Origin of the sequence: Vibrio jasicida CAIM 1864 = LMG 25398, assembly GCF_000400365.1 — a bacterium.
GTDB lineage: Bacteria > Pseudomonadota > Gammaproteobacteria > Enterobacterales > Vibrionaceae > Vibrio > Vibrio jasicida.
Window position 1 is genome coordinate 85,689 of record NZ_BAOG01000045.1, and the last position, 14,277, is coordinate 99,965.

The 14,277-nt window shown below is 45.1% G+C and carries 11 protein-coding genes; 7 read left to right on the forward strand and 4 right to left on the reverse strand.

Annotation, left to right across the window (positions count from 1 at the left end; translation table 11 throughout):
- The first annotated feature begins 12 nt into the window (after positions 1 to 12).
- The gene (locus tag VJL_RS13665) at positions 13 to 2,838 is read left to right on the forward strand and encodes an Hsp70 family protein (protein ID WP_038878715.1); all 2,826 of its coding nucleotides are present in this window, start codon (positions 13 to 15) and stop codon (positions 2,836 to 2,838) included.
- Positions 2,839 to 3,189: 351 nt separating this feature from the next.
- Here VJL_RS13665 and VJL_RS13670 read toward each other — a convergent pair whose 3' ends face one another.
- Positions 3,190 to 3,384 (reverse strand): hypothetical protein, encoded by a 195-nt coding sequence (locus VJL_RS13670; protein ID WP_005377692.1) that lies wholly within the window; start codon positions 3,382 to 3,384, stop codon positions 3,190 to 3,192.
- Between the two features lie 86 nt (positions 3,385 to 3,470).
- Here VJL_RS13670 and VJL_RS13675 point away from each other — a divergent pair, with 86 nt between their 5' ends.
- The gene (locus VJL_RS13675; RefSeq protein WP_038872270.1) at positions 3,471 to 4,157 is read left to right on the forward strand and encodes a DNA-3-methyladenine glycosylase I; all 687 of its coding nucleotides are present in this window, start codon (positions 3,471 to 3,473) and stop codon (positions 4,155 to 4,157) included.
- 84 nt (positions 4,158 to 4,241) lie between these two features.
- On the opposite strand, the gene VJL_RS13680 is transcribed toward VJL_RS13675, so the two are convergent.
- Both VJL_RS13680 and VJL_RS13685 read right to left on the reverse strand, forming a co-directional pair.
- On the reverse strand, positions 4,242 to 5,219 hold the full coding sequence (locus VJL_RS13680) for a Gfo/Idh/MocA family protein (protein WP_038878719.1): 978 nt from the start codon (positions 5,217 to 5,219) through the stop codon (positions 4,242 to 4,244).
- A gap of 11 nt (positions 5,220 to 5,230) precedes the next feature.
- A complete protein-coding gene (locus VJL_RS13685) occupies positions 5,231 to 5,518 on the reverse strand; it encodes a putative quinol monooxygenase (RefSeq protein ID WP_038878722.1) in 288 nt (95 codons plus the stop codon).
- Between the two features lie 103 nt (positions 5,519 to 5,621).
- On the opposite strand from VJL_RS13685, the gene VJL_RS13690 reads away from it, so the two are divergent.
- The 5 genes from VJL_RS13690 (at position 5,622) to VJL_RS13710 (ending at position 11,926) form a co-directional block, all read left to right on the forward strand.
- Positions 5,622 to 6,497, forward strand: a complete 876-nt coding sequence (locus VJL_RS13690; protein ID WP_038878725.1) for a LysR family transcriptional regulator — start codon at positions 5,622 to 5,624, stop codon at positions 6,495 to 6,497.
- A 332-nt stretch (positions 6,498 to 6,829) separates the two neighbouring features.
- Entirely contained in the window at positions 6,830 to 7,321 is a 492-nt protein-coding gene (locus VJL_RS13695) for a prepilin-type N-terminal cleavage/methylation domain-containing protein (protein WP_038872259.1), read from the forward strand.
- Positions 7,322 to 7,592: 271 nt separating this feature from the next.
- Positions 7,593 to 9,332: an ABC transporter transmembrane domain-containing protein gene (locus VJL_RS13700; protein ID WP_038878728.1), complete on the forward strand. Its 1,740-nt coding sequence runs from the start codon at positions 7,593 to 7,595 to the stop codon at positions 9,330 to 9,332.
- A gap of 2 nt (positions 9,333 to 9,334) precedes the next feature.
- Positions 9,335 to 11,113 (forward strand): ABC transporter transmembrane domain-containing protein, encoded by a 1,779-nt coding sequence (locus VJL_RS13705; protein ID WP_038878730.1) that lies wholly within the window; start codon positions 9,335 to 9,337, stop codon positions 11,111 to 11,113.
- Positions 11,114 to 11,377: 264 nt separating this feature from the next.
- A complete protein-coding gene (locus VJL_RS13710) occupies positions 11,378 to 11,926 on the forward strand; it encodes an MSHA operon transcriptional regulator (protein WP_038872233.1) in 549 nt (182 codons plus the stop codon).
- A 47-nt stretch (positions 11,927 to 11,973) separates the two neighbouring features.
- Here the strand turns inward: VJL_RS13710 and VJL_RS13715 are convergent, their stop codons facing one another.
- Positions 11,974 to 14,196, reverse strand: coding sequence for a TonB-dependent siderophore receptor (locus tag VJL_RS13715; RefSeq protein WP_038878733.1), 2,223 nt, complete (start codon positions 14,194 to 14,196; stop codon positions 11,974 to 11,976).
- Between the last annotated feature and the right edge of the window lie 81 nt (positions 14,197 to 14,277).

Sequence of the window (14,277 nt, forward strand, 5' to 3'; positions counted from 1 at the left end):
ACGAAGGTTTGTATGGCATCTCCTCGTTTTCTTGTTGGTATTGACCTTGGCACCACAAACACTGTGGTGGCGTATTGTGAAATCACCGACAACCTTGAACAATCCAAAGTATCCCTATTCGACATCGACCAATTGATTGGTCCGGGTGAAGTGGTTCGTAAACCATTGCTGCCCTCTTTCCGCTATCACCCTGCGGTTGGTCAAATCTCCCCTTCCGACCTAACACTCCCTTGGGAAAACGAACCTGTATCTGGCGACATTAGTAATGTGATCGTGGGTGAATGGGCTCGTGAATTAGGCGCTAAGGTGGAAGGACGTCAGGTATCCAGTGCTAAAAGCTGGCTATCACACCAAGCAGTGGATCGTAGCTCAGACATTCTTCCTTGGGCTGGTGCGCAAGACGTAGATAAAGTTTCTCCCGTCATTGCCAGCGCAAGCTACCTCAACCATATTCGTCAAGCATGGAACTACCGTCATCCTAGCAATAAGTTAGAAGACCAAGATGTGGTTGTGACCGTTCCAGCGTCGTTCGATGAAACCGCTCGTAAACTCACGCTTGAAGCCGCTGAGTTGGCAGGTTTGAAAAAAATCGTCCTGCTCGAAGAACCACAAGCCGTATGTTACGACTGGTACGCACGCCACCAGCAAACCGCAGCTGATGAGCTCAAAGAGTTGCCACTGATCCTAGTGTGCGATGTCGGCGGTGGTACCACCGACTTAAGCTTGATTGAAGCCAGTTTCTCTTCTCAAGATGAACTAGCCCTTGATCGTATTGGTGTTGGCGAACACTTGATGCTGGGCGGTGACAACCTCGACTTAGCATTAGCGCACCTTGCGGAAAGCCGCCTTTCTCAAAATAAAGGGGAACAAAGTAAGAAGCTCACTGCAGCAAGCCTAACTAAGCTGATTCAGCAAACTCGCAAGGCGAAAGAAAACCTGCTTTCAGCAAGTGCACCTGAAGAAGTAAAAATCACCATGCTAGGCAGCGGCTCGAAACTTCTTGGCGGAACAAAAAGTATTGGGTTGAGCAAACAAGAAGTGCACCAAATCGCTTTAGATGGCTTCTTCCCGCTTTCTGATTTCAGTGAAGTACCAGACAAGCGCCGCAGCGCCGTCGTCGAGTTTGGTCTTCCATACGTTGCTGACCCAGCTGTGAGCAAACACGTTGCCGAGTTCTTAACTCAGCACCAACAAGTTGCTCGTGCCGCTCTCGGCATTGAAGACGACAAACAAAATGCAATTCCGGTAGGTTTGCTACTTAACGGTGGTGTGTTCAATAGTGAACTTGTGACTGAGCGAGTCACTACCCTACTGTCCGATTGGCGCGGCGCTCCGGTTACGGTATTAGATAACCCACATCCAGATTGGTCTGTTGCACTAGGTGCTGTTGCGTTTGGTAAAGCACGTCGTGGTGCACAGCTAAAAATTGGTGGTGGTGCAGCGCGTTCTTACTTCTTGCATCTTCAAGAAAAGAACAAGATGGGCAAAGCGCTCTGTTTGCTTGCAAAAGGGACAGAAGAAGGTCACGAGATCCGCTTAAGTGGTCGTCGTTTCTCGCTTACCTTGGGTGAACCCGTTCGCTTTAACCTGCTGACTTCCACCCACGACACCTTAACCAATAACACCGCCATTCAAAACGGTGTGATGGTGGACGTTGACCCCGACTTATTTGCTCCTCTGCCACCTTATATCACCACCCTTGAAGGTGAAGGTGCCGAACTGCAAGCCAACCAGAAAGAGCGCGTAGAAGTGCAACTGGCGTGTCAGTTGACCGAAGTCGGCACGCTTAAGATGGAATGTGTCAGCGCAGAAGATGACAGCAAACGTTGGGAGCTGGAATTCGAAGTTCGTAACAAGCAAACCGACGACAGCGAGCAAGTTAAGCTTCACCCTAAACTGAACGAATGTAAGGAGCTGATCGCTCGCCTATACAGCGGTAACAAGAAAAGCGCAGAAAGCAAAGAGATCAAAACCTTGGCCAAAGATCTTGAGAAGAAACTTGGCAAACGGGACGAGTGGGATTTCACTACCCTACGTCAACTTTTTGATACCTTTGCACAAGGTCGTAAGCGCCGCCGTCGTTCTGAACAGCACGAGAAAAACTGGCTTCGTTTGGCCGGTTTTGCACTGCGTCCGGGGTTTGGCGATCCAACCGACTCATGGCGCATTGAGCAAGTTTGGGGTCTCTACCAGCAAAACATTCAGTTTAAGAACCATCAAGGTTGGACTGACTGGTGGGTATTCTGGCGTCGTATTGCAGGTGGCTTGAGCCAAGAGCAGCAAGAGACTATCTTGGCGGACATCGCGAAATACCTACACCCTGGCGCGATGAAAAACCCACAATCCGCCAAAGCGGCGCAAGATATGGGTTACGAATCAATGGTTCGCTTGTCTGCCTCTCTGGAGCATTTAGAAGTCGAAGACAAAGTTCTATTGGCAACGTGGTTCTTGAGCAAAGCCATCAACCATAACCAGTTCGAACAAGCGCACTGGTGGGCTATGGGTCGCTTGGCATCACGTACGCCTTTGTATGGTAGCCAGCATACCGTTATTCCTCGTGAACAAGCGGAACAATGGTTACCTAAGCTGTTAGAGCAGAACTGGCAGAAAGAACCAATGATCGCTTTCGCAGCCGTAATGATTTGTCGTAAGACGGGCGACCGCCTATTCGATATCTCAGACGACTACCGTGAACAGGTACTGGCTAAGTTGAAGCAAAGCAAGGTGCCTGAATCTTGGGTATCATTGGTTGAAGAAGTCAAAGAGCTATCTGAGAGTGAATCGAAGCGTATCTTCGGTGATGCACTCCCAAGCGGTCTAACGCTGGTAAATAACTAAGCTCCCATGCTTATAAGCGCAACAAAGCCCTTCGAGTGAAGGGCTTTGTTTTACCTGATTCTACTTGCTGACGAAAGACGACTCATAAGGGTCTGTTGATCTTTTGCGGTTAAATTTTGTTCGAGATAAAAGTGTTTTAATCGCGGCGAGAGGTTTGTAGCCTAGTTATTCTAAGCAAAATCCTCTCAACAAAGAGTAAAACGCTTTTAGCCGAACCCGTCGGGCAGCGTTTGTGGCTCCTTTCTACTGCGTTATCGGCTTATCAGGTAGGGCAACTACATTTCAAAGCCTCTGCCTTGTATAAAGAACCCACAAACTGCTGCAAAAATCAGCTCAAAAGGTCAACAGACCCTAATTCATTTCCGTATTGATCACCACATCACGCGTTTCATTATCCATATCACTGATGCCGACCACTGAGATTTCACGGTCAGATAAATTCTCAATCATGCTGTCTTCTAACCCACCATCGGTCATCCACGCATAAAATTTTTCTGCAATACGATCCGAACCTTCCCCGACAAATGTTAATGTGACCTTCTTCATTTGTGACACTCCATCAATTTACGATTCAGCCACTTAAGCGTAGTATGTTTCGCAAATATCGACATAAACTAGGACTAACTTCTTTTATGAGTATCGAAAAATTTGACGCGATTTATCAGCGTGCTGCTGAGCGTAAAGGTGGTGAAGATCAACTTGAAGCGCTTTTGTCTCATCCACTAAACAAAGAAGAACTGGCAGCGATTCCCGATGACCGTTGGCTTGCCGCTTTTTCGATGAAGGTATTCCAAAGTGGTATTTCGTGGAGCGTGGTTCGCAACAAGTGGCCGAACTTTGAAGAAGTATTCTTCGGATTTAAGATTGAGCCGCTGTTGATGCTGTCAGACGAGCAATGGGAAACCAAAGCAACCGATAAACGCATTATTCGCCACCTCACTAAAGTCATGTCGATCCCTGCCAACGCTCGAATGATCCACGAAGCAAAAATCGAATACGGCTCGTTTGGTAAAATGGTTGCCGATTGGCCACAAGAGAAAATCACCGACCTATGGGCATATTTGAAGAAACGCGGTAATCGCCTAGGTGGAAATACCGGCCCTTACACACTTCGTCAAATGGGCGTTGATACCTTCATCTTGTCTAGCGACGTTGAAGCTTACCTGCGTAATTGCAAGATCATTGAAGGTGGCAAAGATACGAAGAAATCGCTCGATGCCACCAACAAAGCGTTTGTTCAATGGCAACAAGAAAGTGGTAGAAGTCTGTCTGAGATCAGCCAAATCATTGCGTTTAGCACCGGCGATAATCGCATTTAATCCAGACTGAACACAAAATAGAAACGGCGCACTAAATATTGTATTTAGTGCGCCGTTTTTATGTTCATTGGTTCAAATACACACTTACTTTGAAGCCAGTGACTCCCACTCCGTCAGTAGCTGCATGATTCGGTGAGAGTCTTCCCATGTTGCACAAGGGTTTTCTAACGAGGTACGCCCCTCTTCAACCGCTTGGCGAATATTGCGCACTTGATAGAAGAAAGCATCCCCTACCGCCGGTACAAACACTTCACGCTTCGACGTCTCGTAAATTTCCACACTAAACTGATTTTCTTGCGTTGGTAGCCATGGGTTTGAATCTAACGTAATACAACCTTTGCTACCCAGAATGGTGAATTGGTGTTTCAATCCGTGATCTTCGGCAGTGTGTACGCTCGCCGTTTGTTGCTCACCAAATTGCATCATCAAGTTCGACTCGCAGATGTTCCCATCGTTACCTCGTCGATCAATCGCCGTCATAGAGCGGTTTCCAAAGGCTTGTTCACCCAACATGGTTTTCACCACCAAATGCACCAATGACATTGGGTAGCAACCTAAGTTATACAAAGCACCTTTGCTGTCTGGATTCACAAACTGTGCAATCGACGCAATATAAGAAGAATGAATCGAGCGAAGTTCACCAATCTCTCCTGATTTAAGCACCGAAACCAACTCGCTGATCAACGGGTGATGTAAGTACATTAAACCTTCAGCAAAGAATACCTTGTGTGTTTCAACTGCTTTTAGTGCCAACTCGGTTTTTTCCATATCTACCGAAAGCGACTTTTCACACAGGATCGCTTTACCCTGTTCTGCCGCTTTGACGATAAAGTCATGATGAAGGTGATTTGGCAATGCGATATAAATAATGTCGACTTGCTCATCGGCAATCAACGCATCGTAATCGTTGAACGTATTCTCGATGCCATATTGCTCAGCGAATGCCTTTAAGTTCTGTTCCGAACGCCCAGCAACCGCGTACAGTTCACTCTTGTCATCGCCTTGGATTGCCTCAGCCATAACACCTGAGATAAAGCTTGTGCCTAAAATGCCCCATTTCATGTTCGCTTATCCTATTGAGCTTGGGTTTCGAATGCTTGGACTAACTCTGCCATTTCAGCCGCAATAAACGCTTGTGTATGCGGCATAGCAAAATGCGCTTCAATCGCGGAGCGGTTTTCATATCGCTCCCAAAGAATCACACGTTGTGGATCTTTAGAATCGTAGGTCGCATTCGCTTGCAAGCACCCCGCTTCGCTTTGCATATCAAGGCAAAATTGTTCAATGGCTTCAACCACTTGTTGTCTTGGTTTATCGGCATTCATTTTTAGTTCGGCGGTAACAAAAATCGTCTCGCTCATGATGGATCTCTTTCTCCATTCTTAATCATACGCCCACTGTAATTAACCTCATTTGATTGATAAACTCTGCTTTAGTTATTTCTTTATCAACTCTAGGTGTGCAATGGACAAATTAACAAGCATGAAAGTTTTTGCTTACGTGGTCGAACATGGCAGCTTTCGTAATGCTGCACACCACTTTGATATTTCACCGACCATGGTTGGCAAGCACGTGGGCTTTCTTGAGCAAAGCTTAGGTACACAGCTAATTCATCGCACCACGCGCAAACAGTCCCTAACCGAAGCTGGTAGACTCTACTATCAAGAGTGCCACCGCATTATTGAAGACATCACCAACGCAGAGAACCTAATCCAGACGCTGATTAACCGTCCAACCGGAACAGTAAAAGTTAACTGCCCTGTCACTTATGGTAAAAAGGTCATCGCCCCCATCGTGGCTGACTTCTTAGCTGAATTTCCCGATTTGAACATTGAGCTGATGTTGGATAACAACTTGATTGACCCATATCGAAGCGAAGCTGACGTGATTATTCGAATCGGTGAATTGGTCGATTCGTCGTTAGTCGCGAGAAAATTGGGTGAATACCACATGACTTATTGCGCCTCACCCTCTTACCTTGAGCAACATGCCCCTATCCAATCGCTTGATGACCTTGAACACCATCATTGTTTGGGGTTTCAGTATCACCAAGGAGAAAGCCAACAAGTGGTGAACATGCCATCTAATACCTTTGGAAACAGCAACACCCGATTAACGTCTAATAATGGCGATGTGCTTAAGTTTGCCGCGTTAAAAGGCTCTGGTGTTCTTCTGCAACCAAAGATCTTAGTTGAACAGGAAATCCAATCTGGTGCCTTGGTAGAAATTCTCCATCAACATGCTCCCAAGCCAAAACCGATCCACCTGCTTTACCGTTCAAAACAGCTTTCCCTTAAAAATCGCACGTTTGTCGATTTTGTTCTTTCTGACACTAACTAATCCACCTCTCGTCGCCAAAAGCCGATTTCATTTACCATGACAAACTTCGCTGGTACATCAGTGATAAAAATGTCAAATTCATCAGAGGGTGTGCACGATTGAGGACATCATCTTCAACACCTTATTCCAACGTGTGTTTCACCTCTTCTTGTTGAGAGAAGACTTACTTTTTGTGTGAGAATGAATGAATTTCTTCTGTAATTTTAAGCAACTTGTTTAATAAACAAGAACCATGTTATTCATCCAAAAACTTCATTCTTTTTCAATCCTCTCCCAGCCATAATTTTGCTCCAGAATAGCAGACGATAAAAATGCAAATTTGGAGGTTGGCTGTGCGTAATACAAAAGGTTTTACACTGATAGAATTAGTGATTTGCATCGTCATTCTTGGCGTATTGAGTGTCGTCGCATTTCCCAAGTTTCTGGACATTCAAAAGGATGCGAGAGTCGCCGTGCTCTATGGGGCACGTGAAGCTTTAATGACAGCAAATAATCAGGTGTACGCTAAAGCCGTTATTCAATCTCAAGAGCAAGTCGATTCAGGTGATCTTAAAAACATCGATTTGGACAATGATGGTGTGAACGATTTGATTGGTTATTACGGTTATATCAAGAATGTGATTCCCGCTCATGATTTAGCAGGATTTGATCCGCAATTAACGATCAATCGATGGTATGGGGTTGAAGACGAAAATGAACCCTATTTCCTCATCGGTTTTGCTAACAAGCCTGTAGACATCTTTCACCTTTGCTATGTTGAGGTATACTACCCACATACAGCCGGTGGTCAAATAAAGTACGAAATTAAAACTGACGACTGCTAAAACGCCTTAAAATGGGCTTCAAGAGACTTACTTTTGAAGCCTTCCCTCTTTTACACGACAGAAACCCGCAAAACCAAGCATTAACATAAATTTCACAATATTTTGTTACATCCGGTCCTTACAGAGATAGATAAAGCTCTAAATCAATGCACCATGACAAAATCGACACATTGTATTGTTTTTTATTTCGCTCAAAAATTATGCTTGTAAACTCATCATTTCGCTCAATAATGGTTCCATAATAAATTCAATCATTTAAGCAGGAGGCGAAATGCGAATATTCTGGCAATTGCGTTGGTATTTTCGACAAAAGTGGAAACATTATGTAGGTTCAATCCTATTATTTGCTGTTATTTCCGCCCTGCAATTAATTCCTCCCAAAGCGGTTGGTATTATCGTTGACGGTGTCGTCGATAACACGCTAGAAACCCGTACCTTAGTCATGTGGTTATTGGGCCTTATCGTGTTGTTTTTTGCGATATATGCCTGTCGAATACTCTGGCGTATATGGCTATTTGGCGCGAGTTGGGAATTAGGGACCATTTTGCGTAATCGCCTGTATCGTCACTTGTCGACTCAACCTCCTCGTTTCTTTGAGCGTTTTAAAACTGGTGACCTCATGGCCCGAGGCACTAATGACGTGCGTAATATCGTGATGACCGCTGGAGAAGGTGTACTAACGGCAGCTGACTCACTGATTACTGGCATTGCAGTACTGATTGTGATGGTCACTCAAGTCAGTTGGAAGCTCACTGTCATGGCGTTGTTACCAATGCCATTCTTGGCGGTAATTATCTTCTTCATTGTTCGTATTCTTCATAAACGCTTTAAAATTGCCCAAGAAGCCTTCTCTTCAATGTCAGATATGACGCAAGAATCTCTCAATGGCGTTCGCATGTTGCGTGCTTTTGGATTAGAAAACCAAGAGCAACAACGCTTCGAAGACGTCGTTGATGATACAGGCGCAAAGAACATTGCAGTTGCAAGAGTGGATGCTCGTTTTGATCCTGCCATTCAGATCACCATTGGTATGTCATTCTTCCTAAGTGTGGCTTCTGGCGCTTACTTGGTAGATAAAGGCGACATCACTTTGGGTGACTTAACCGCATTTACCATGTATCTCGGCTTAATGATTTGGCCAATGCTGGCCTTTGCATTTTTGTTTAATATTCTTGAGCGTGGTTCTGCCGCTTGGAATCGCCTACAAGAAATCTTCGATGAACAACCTGAAATCATCAGTGGTGAGAAATCGTTAGGTAAACAGCCATTACCATTGAACATCAAAATTGATGAATTCTATTGGTCTAAGAATTTACCCGCCGCACTAACCGATTTATACGTCACATTAGAACCTGGAAAGATGTTGGGTATTGCGGGACCGGTTGGTAGTGGCAAATCAACGCTGCTGACTCTCTTGCTCCGTCAACATGATATGGATAATGGCACGATTCAGTTCGGTGACATTAACATTAAAGATGCCGTATTACCTGAGTGGCGAAATCGTTTTGCCGTCGTTAACCAAAGTCCTTTCCTATTCTCTAAATCGATCTTCGACAACATCGCTTTGGGTAATCCAGATGCGTCGAAAGACGAAGTCTACCGCGCGGCAAAATTGGCGTGCATTCATGACGATATCGAAAAGTTTCCTGAAGGTTACCAAACCGAAGTGGGCGAAAAAGGCATTACCCTTTCTGGCGGTCAAAAGCAACGTATCGCGATCGCTCGTGCGATGTTATTAAATGCTCAGGTTCTCGTGTTGGATGACGCACTGTCTGCCGTAGATGGCCGCACAGAACATCAAATACTTAAGAACTTAGAAACTTATTATCGTGACCAATCGCTGATTGTCATTGCCCACCGCCTAACGGCTCTAGAGGCGGCTGAAGAAATCATCGTACTAAACCACGGTCACATTGGAGAGCGCGGACAGCACAAAGCGTTGCTTGAACGTCAAGGCTGGTACGCTGAAATGTATCAGTACCAAAAACTTGAACAGGCAATGGAGGACTAATCATGAAGCAATCAACAACATTTAAGCGGTTAATGTCTTACCCATTGTCTCAGCCAAAGCCAATGATTAAAGGGCTTTCTCTGCTGTTTATTGCGGCGTTAGCCAGTGCCGGTGGGCCTTGGTTGATCCAATACTTTATCGATGAACATATTGCCAAAGGCGACTACTCGCGCGATATTTTGATTTCGCTCGCGGCTGGTTACATCGCTTTGCAAATCATCTCCGCGACCTTCCAATACTTTCAGTCGCTACAATTCAGTATTGTTGCAACCGATACGATAAAAACCATTCGTAAACAAGTTTTCTCTGGTGTCATCAAACAACCGCTATCAGCATTCGATTACACACCTGCAGGGAAGCTGGTTTCTCGCATCACTAACGATACGGAATCGCTTCAGCAATTTTATGAACTGCTTATCGCGACGGTGGTGAAAAATGTTGTCATGATCTTAGTCATGCTTGGCGTAATGACTTACATGAGTTGGAAGTTAACACTGGTTGTGTTGGTACTACTGCCTATCGTCGTTGGCTTTATGTACCTATTCAAACAGCTGAGTACCGAGAACTACCGCAACATGCGCGATTTGCTCACCGATATCAATGCGAATTTAAGCGAATCAATCCAAGGGATGAGTGTTGTTCAGCTCATGCAACAAGAAGCGCGTTTTAACAAACAGTTTAATGACCTAACCGAGCAGCACTTGGCTGCTTCTAAAAAGGTGATTCGTTTGAATGGCTACTTATTGCGCCCGTTAATGGACTTGTTAGCGGGCCTCGCCCTACTCTCTTTGGTGGCTATCTTTGGTTTCAACGGTATCGAACTGATTGGTGTGGGTGTGCTTTATGCGTTCATCAGTTATCTTGCTCGCGTTACCGAACCTTTAATTGAGATGACTCAACAATTGGCACTGCTTCAGCAAGCGCTCGTATCAAGTGAACGTGTGTTCGAATTGATCGATGCGAAAGAGCAAACTTACGGTGATGACCATCAGCCATTAAGAACTGGATCAATTGAGCTTAACCACCTGACTTTCAGTTACGACGGAAAACAAGATGTATTGAAGGACATTTCTTTAACGACCAACCACCAAGACTTTATTGCGCTTGTCGGTCATACCGGAAGCGGCAAAAGTACCCTAGCGTCCCTGTTAATGGGCTTCTACCCAGCAGAGTTCGGTGAACTGCTCATTGATGGGCGCCCATTAAAGTCGTTAGGTAAAGATGTCCTTCGTAAAGATGTGGCCATGGTTCAACAAGATCCGCACATTCTCCCAGCAAGCGTGCGAGAAAATATATCTCTGGGTAGACCAATGGAAGACGCTCAGATTTGGGATGCTCTTGAAAAAGTCGGATTAGCTGAACAGATTCGTCGTTATCCGAATGGCTTGGATACGCAACTTGGCCAAGGTGAAACCAATCTTTCGGCAGGCCAAAAACAATTGCTTGCACTCGCGCGCGTATTAGTGGCGAAGCCAAAGATTCTTATTTTGGATGAAGCGACTGCGAACATCGACTCGGGGACCGAAGCGTTGATTCAGAAGAGTCTAGAAGTACTTCGCCAAGACATGACACTTGTGGTGATTGCCCACCGTTTATCGACCATTTTGGATGCCGATAAGATCATCGTCTTACACCATGGTGATTTGGTAGAAAGTGGAACACATAAAGCACTATTGAAGCAAAATGGTCGTTACGCGCAAATGTACCAACTTCAACAAGCAAACCGCCATATTCAGCAAATTGAAGAAGAGGACGATAAGCAGTTCGAGGAAGCTGTTTAAACAGCTCAGAGCGAACATGAGCACTTACGTCAAGCCCGTTTTAACGAAACGGGCTTTTTCTTAGATGCAAACTTTCATTCATAATCTAAACAATTTCTTTATTTCTTACCTATTATTGACATAACCCCTCGCTATTATCAGCAAGGTCGTTGTAAAATCGCGCTAACTACCGACTCAACCTATTCAAACAATACCTGTTTATGACGTTTGTGGGTTTGTGTTTGCGAATTTTCACATTGCATATTAATTTCATGACAGAAGTCCATGGACCAAGATAAGTTTACTAACATCTATCGCTTGCCAGGTTCGTTACAGATACGAATCGCTAAGTGGCAAAAGACCTTTCGCGGCACATCTGATTTAGTTCTTCATCAGGTGCTAGTGGAACGTAATAAGCAATTTAAGAAGCCGAGCTTTTTACCGAAGAGCTGGTTTATCACGCCTATTGACGAGAAAGATATCACCATCACTCATCATGGTAAGTATATCCAGACGGTAATGCGTACTATGCTCGACAGAAAAGTGTCGTACAAACGCCTTTTCTTATCACGTATGGACGCCGAAAAAGGCGAAAACGTGTTGCGTGAATATAAGCTCGAATGGGTGAGAAAACACAACCAAATCGCAAAGAAATACAACCAAATAAAGAAAAAGCAGTACATGAACTTTGCAAGGGAAGAAGAAGAAACACTATACCCTTCCATTCCTAAAGGAGAGTTCGATAAAACGCTTTGGAACAAGTTGGTGGTTTCTAGTTTTGGACCAGAGAAGAAATACAAAAACCCCCACTACGTCCGTAAAGCTGATTTCTAAAAAATCCCCCGACTGCTCGGGGGATTTTTCGTTTCGCTCTCGATGATTTACCAATCGTAGGTAAGATTCGCAATCACATTCCTGCGATCACCATACCAACAGAAGCCGTCACACGTCGCAACATACTCTTTATCAGCTAGGTTTTTCGCCGCCACCTGAAGTTTGTAATCACCAATACGATAGCTTACCGTCGCGTCCATCAAGAAATAGCCTGGGACCTTCAACGTTTCAGTGTTGTCACCGTAGGATTCACCCGTATATCGAGCACCCAGCCCGAAAGCTAAACCATCAAAAGTTCCTTCAAGGAAACGGTAATGTGCCCATGCAGAAGATACCGTGTTTGCTACTTGAGACGGCGTATTGCCAACCCAAGATGTATTTACATCCTCTTTAATTTCCGAATCCACATAAGCGATGTTACCAAGCAGAGTTAGTGACGGCGTCACGTTAGCAACCGCTTCTAATTCGAGCCCTTTGTTCTCTACCTTACCAATCTGAGTCAGCTCGTTGAGGTAAATACGAGCGAGGTTCTCTTTAGTTGCTTGATATGCAGCAACGTTAAAGTAACCATCAAACGAACGAGGTTGGTATTTCACACCAACTTCAAACTGATCACCGCTTTCCGGTTTAGCGGGTTTACCAGCACTGTCCTGTTGAATGATTGGGTCGAAGTATTGTGAGTAACTAAAGTAAGGCGTAAATCCAGAATCCGTGATGTACGCAGTACCTAAGCTTAACGTCCACTCTTCATTATCCACTTTGGTGCGTGAGCCTGTGGTTACGTTATGTACTTCATTACTCGTATTGTCATAACGCGCCCCCAATAACACAGCCCATTTATCGTTGATCAACATGTGATCTTGAAGATAGATACCAAGCTGTTCATTATCCACCTTAGTACGTTGTTTATCTGCGTCCGTTAGCGGTTGAAGTGTGGTTGAGTCAAGTAACCAAACGTTGTCTGAATAACTTGGGTTAAACACATCAAAACGTGGGTCAGGCAGCATACCAATTGACGTTGTTAAGATAGAGTCACCGTCCGCAACCAATGGATCACTGGCAAAGTCTTTGCCATCAATGCTCACCATTTGGTAATCAATTCCCACCATGAGGTTGTGTTCCACACTTCCCCATTTCATATTGTGTATCAGACGGTTATCAATATTAAACGCGTCTGATGCCCCCTCTTCTGTGGTCGCTGCACGTAAAATACTCTTACGCTCGTTAAGCGGGTCAAGCAATGGACCTAGCCCTGGAACGTCTGCTGCATACACATAGGAGTACATCTGCCTCAGGTTCACCTCCATTTGGCTGTAACGCGTCGACTGCACAAAAGACGTAGTGTCGTTAAACCTGTGTGAGAACTCGTAGCCTAAAGAAAGCTGTTCACGCTCGAATGTTTCCCAATCCGTGTTTCCTATTGCAAGGCTATCACTGATCTTTCCATTTTTGTTTGGCTTTAATGTCCCCTCAACCGGTAAGAATTGCAGATACGGGTCGGAGTCATCTTTCTGGTAGCTAGTCAGCAAGGTAATTTCCGACATATCTGTAAATTTGTACGTCAGTGACGGAGCAATTAAGAACCGCTCAGCCTCGACGCCATCAACACGCGTGCCATTTTTTCTCGCCAGACCTTGAACACGGATCGCGAGCTTTTCATTCACTTCGGAGTTCACGTCTAACGAAATTTGCTTACGATCTTCAGAGCCATATTCCAGAGACACCTGGCCAGAGCCACCATCAAATTGTGGGCGTTTGCTTACTAGGTTGATCACCCCACCCGGTGGGTTTTGGCCATAAAGAACAGAAGCAGCACCGCGCAACACTTCTACTCGCTCTAGTGCAAATGGGTCTATCTGCCAACTGTAAAAACCTGATGAGTAAAGACGAGTGCCATCTTGGTACAAGCCGCTGTTTGCCTGTTTGAAACCTCGGATGATAAACCAGTCTTGCTTGTTATCTTCACCAAAGTAGTTGGTTTGAATGCTTGGCGTATATTGCAGCGCATCTGAAACACTGATGGATGCGCGATCATCCATTTGTTCGCGAGTCACTACAGAAACCGCGCGAGGCGTTTCATTGATCGCTAAATCCATTTTGGTTGCAGTGCGACTCTTAGCGCCAAGATAGCTAAAGTCGGGACCAACAGCACTGTCTTCTTGTAGGCCAATAACAACCAGGTTTTCATCTTCTTGAGCAAGCACTTGAGGGGTAGCTAACACCATTGCAATAGCCATTGACGCTGGTGTCAGCATAAACTGCCGATTCATTATTTTCTCCTTTAGTCGGCAACCTTTCCAACCTTTTATAAGCAATATCAACGCACGAATACGATGAGGTTGGTTCCGGCA

Coding starts and splice junctions, on each gene's coding strand:
- VJL_RS13665 (WP_038878715.1), top strand. CDS start 13: ATGGCATCTCCTCGTTTTCTTGTTGGTATTGACCTTGGCACCACAAAC.
- VJL_RS13670 (WP_005377692.1), bottom strand. CDS start 3,384: ATGAAGAAGGTCACATTAACATTTGTCGGGGAAGGTTCGGATCGTATT.
- VJL_RS13675 (WP_038872270.1), top strand. CDS start 3,471: ATGAGTATCGAAAAATTTGACGCGATTTATCAGCGTGCTGCTGAGCGT.
- VJL_RS13680 (WP_038878719.1), bottom strand. CDS start 5,219: ATGAAATGGGGCATTTTAGGCACAAGCTTTATCTCAGGTGTTATGGCT.
- VJL_RS13685 (WP_038878722.1), bottom strand. CDS start 5,518: ATGAGCGAGACGATTTTTGTTACCGCCGAACTAAAAATGAATGCCGAT.
- VJL_RS13690 (WP_038878725.1), top strand. CDS start 5,622: ATGGACAAATTAACAAGCATGAAAGTTTTTGCTTACGTGGTCGAACAT.
- VJL_RS13700 (WP_038878728.1), top strand. CDS start 7,593: ATGCGAATATTCTGGCAATTGCGTTGGTATTTTCGACAAAAGTGGAAA.
- VJL_RS13705 (WP_038878730.1), top strand. CDS start 9,335: ATGAAGCAATCAACAACATTTAAGCGGTTAATGTCTTACCCATTGTCT.
- VJL_RS13710 (WP_038872233.1), top strand. CDS start 11,378: ATGGACCAAGATAAGTTTACTAACATCTATCGCTTGCCAGGTTCGTTA.
- VJL_RS13715 (WP_038878733.1), bottom strand. CDS start 14,196: ATGAATCGGCAGTTTATGCTGACACCAGCGTCAATGGCTATTGCAATG.